Here is a 2,756-nt window from a genome sequence, read left to right as displayed (position 1 = left end):
AACAGTAACCGAAGCGAAGCAGCCGAACGCTACAAATTTAACGGAATGGAATGGCAGCCGGAGTTAGGTTTGGATTTATACGATTTTGGAGCACGTAATTACGATGCTGCAATTGGTAGATGGTTGAACATTGACCCATTGGCAGAGAACTCAAGACGTTGGACACCTTATAATTACGCATACAACAACCCGGTATACTTTGTTGACCCTGATGGGATGCAAAGTACATTTTTTGATGCAGTAAAAGACTACCTTACATTTAATAACGGGTATTACGATATAAAATTTGGAGAATTTGCTGGTGCAGCCAATCATAGCGGGTTTTATCCGAATTCAAAGTTTGGTAAAGATGATATAATAGGGACAGATGGAACTAAAATTTCATATACGTTAGACCAAAAAAATAACATAACTTGGTCAGAAAATACTCCAAAAGAATTTCAAGATATAGCAAATGAATTAATAAATGGTTCTCCCTCTGGAAAACAAGAATTAGATGAAATATTAAATAATTCGATGTATCAATATATTGTTCAAGTAAAAGATGAATTGATGGAAGGAGATGGGGGGCTTATACACGGTAAATTTATTCCTAAAGCAGGATCAGTTAAAGAAGGGGATGACATTATTTACAATGCAAATATTATTCTATATAAAGGAGGGTATAATAGATTGTATAATGAATGGAATGGAAAAGACGGGACGATGAATTTTTTAGGAACTAGTTACGAAGGAAAATATTTGTCCATAAATATATTAATGGCTTCAACTTTGGGACATGAATTTAAACATAGATTCAAAGATAATAGCCGAACTTTGACTCCTGGTAAAGGATATAATTTCTATGAGAAAATACCCAATCAATTTCAAAATGAGATTTTAAATGACATGTATAACAATTTTATGAAAAATTATAGTAATGGAAAAAACAAAAATTAACATCTTAAATATTATTTTTTTTGTTATAGTTCTGTGCAATGAATCTTATAGTCAAAATCAAAATTTAAATGATATCTATAAAGAAATAAGTGATACGAATAGGAAGGAGATGAGTATGATGATAGATTTTTTGGTTAAAAACGAAGTAGATTTTACAACAAATACTGATTTAAAATATCTACTTGATATTGTATACGAAAAGAACCAAACTTTTTTTGGTTTAGATAAATTGTATTTAAAAGAAAAGTATAATGCAGAAGCTTATTTGTTTTATTCAACTTCTTCTCATGCTAATACATATATTATGATTTGTAACGATAATGACGTAGTATTCTTAGGTAAAGGTAATCTTAAAGATAATTTAAGTTTATTATTAAAATTTACAGATAGAAATATTAAATCTAAATGTAAAATTAAGTTTTTGCAACAAATTAGTGGGATATTCACTTATATGACTGAATGGAATTATAAAATTAACTAAAACAAACAAATCCGGTAATGTTTCAGATTTAGTGATATTCTAAAAAGTACTTTAAATCACTGAAAAACAAGGTATTTTATAAATTTTAATAATTAAAAACGAGGCTGTCTAAAAGCAGGGTTTTTCAGTACCCTCTTCAAACGAAGTAGATTTTTTTTGTGGAGAATACGGGATTCGAACCCGTGACCTTTTGACTGCCAGTCAAACGCGCTAGCCAACTGCGCCAATCCCCCAAATAATATGCAATAATAACATATTTTAAAGTATTGACAAAAAAAACAGAAATAAATCGGTATGCTTATTATCAACGATTATTTAAACCTTGTCAAAAATGAACTGCTTATTTTGTGAAATATGTTGAAAAGGGAACAAAAAAATAGAAATAAATAAACCTGATTGTTATTTTTAATATATTTGCGTAATAATATTTTATTAGATGAAATTTTGTTAGGGCATAAGGTAAATTATACCGATGAAGAATTGGTAAAATTGATTGTTGATAATAAAGATTCGTATTATTTTTCCATATTGTATGACAGGTATGCGAAATTCGTTTATAATAGGTGCTACAGTTTTGTAAATTCAGAAGACGAAGCACAAGATTTAACGCACGATATCTTTATTAAAATCTACGTTAGTTTAAACACATTTAAGGGCAAATCAAAACTATCAACCTGGATTTATTCCATCGTTTATCACTTTTGTATTAATTACATCAATAAGAAAAAAGCACAAAAAATTGTTTTCTACGAAATTCCAGATGATGTAAATCCCGACAAAGAAAGTTTTGATCTTATAGATGATATTGATGACCAGGATCTATTTGAAATAAATTATGAGAAATTGCAGGAAATCCTTCAAAAAATATCCGATAAAGACCGTATAATCCTTTTAATGAAATATCAGGATGATTTGACCATTAAAGAAATTTCAGAACTTTTAGGATTAAAAGAAAGTACAATTAAAATGCGTTTGCTTCGGGCAAAGAAACGTGTTTTGGAACTTCATAAGCAGTAAAGTATGGAAAATCCTTTTAAGAAAATAATAGAAGAAAAAGAGCTTCCAGAAACAATTAAAGAAAAGGTAATAAACGATATTAATCTTATTAAATTGTCTTTAGAGCTTTCGGAACTTTTTTTGGTGAGCCTGCCCGAAGTTGCTTTCAGATTCTTCGAGACGGAAAAGAACGGAGATAAAAAAGATGCTCACGATAATAAAAATAAAGAATAAACATAATAACCTATTGGATATGCAAATAAAAATTCCAGTTAAAGTTAAGCGACATTTTTGTAAAATTTATTTTGATTGTTAAACTCTTCTATTGTTTTGTAATTCA

At 29.0% G+C, this 2,756-nt stretch carries 4 protein-coding genes and 1 tRNA gene; 4 read left to right on the top strand and 1 reads right to left on the bottom strand.

Annotation, left to right across the window (positions count from 1 at the left end; genetic code table 11):
* On the top strand, positions 1 to 939 hold a 939-nt coding region (locus tag BLW20_RS14435), incomplete at its 5' end, for an RHS repeat domain-containing protein (protein WP_143037829.1).
* Positions 920 to 1,420, top strand: a complete 501-nt coding sequence (locus BLW20_RS14430; protein WP_091102969.1) for a hypothetical protein — start codon at positions 920 to 922, stop codon at positions 1,418 to 1,420. The genes BLW20_RS14435 and BLW20_RS14430, both read left to right, overlap by 20 nt.
* Before the next feature lie 159 nt (positions 1,421 to 1,579).
* Here the strand turns inward: BLW20_RS14430 and BLW20_RS14425 are convergent.
* A tRNA-Ala gene (locus tag BLW20_RS14425) sits at positions 1,580 to 1,653 on the bottom strand.
* 181 nt (positions 1,654 to 1,834) lie between these two features.
* Between BLW20_RS14425 and BLW20_RS14420 the strand changes: the two genes are divergently transcribed.
* Together BLW20_RS14420 and BLW20_RS14415 are read left to right on the top strand one after the other, a co-directional pair.
* Positions 1,835 to 2,437, top strand: coding sequence for an RNA polymerase sigma factor (locus BLW20_RS14420; protein ID WP_245725347.1), 603 nt, complete (start codon positions 1,835 to 1,837; stop codon positions 2,435 to 2,437).
* Between the two features lie 3 nt (positions 2,438 to 2,440).
* Positions 2,441 to 2,650 carry a hypothetical protein gene (locus BLW20_RS14415; protein ID WP_091102965.1) on the top strand — a complete coding sequence of 70 codons (210 nt, stop codon included), beginning with the start codon at positions 2,441 to 2,443 and terminating at the stop codon, positions 2,648 to 2,650.
* Positions 2,651 to 2,756: the final 106 nt, after the last annotated feature.

Origin of the sequence: Paenimyroides marinum (assembly GCF_900108395.1) — a bacterium.
In the GTDB taxonomy this organism is placed as follows: Bacteria; Bacteroidota; Bacteroidia; order Flavobacteriales; family Flavobacteriaceae; genus Flavobacterium; species Flavobacterium marinum.
This window is presented reverse-complemented; position numbering and strand designations above follow the sequence as displayed.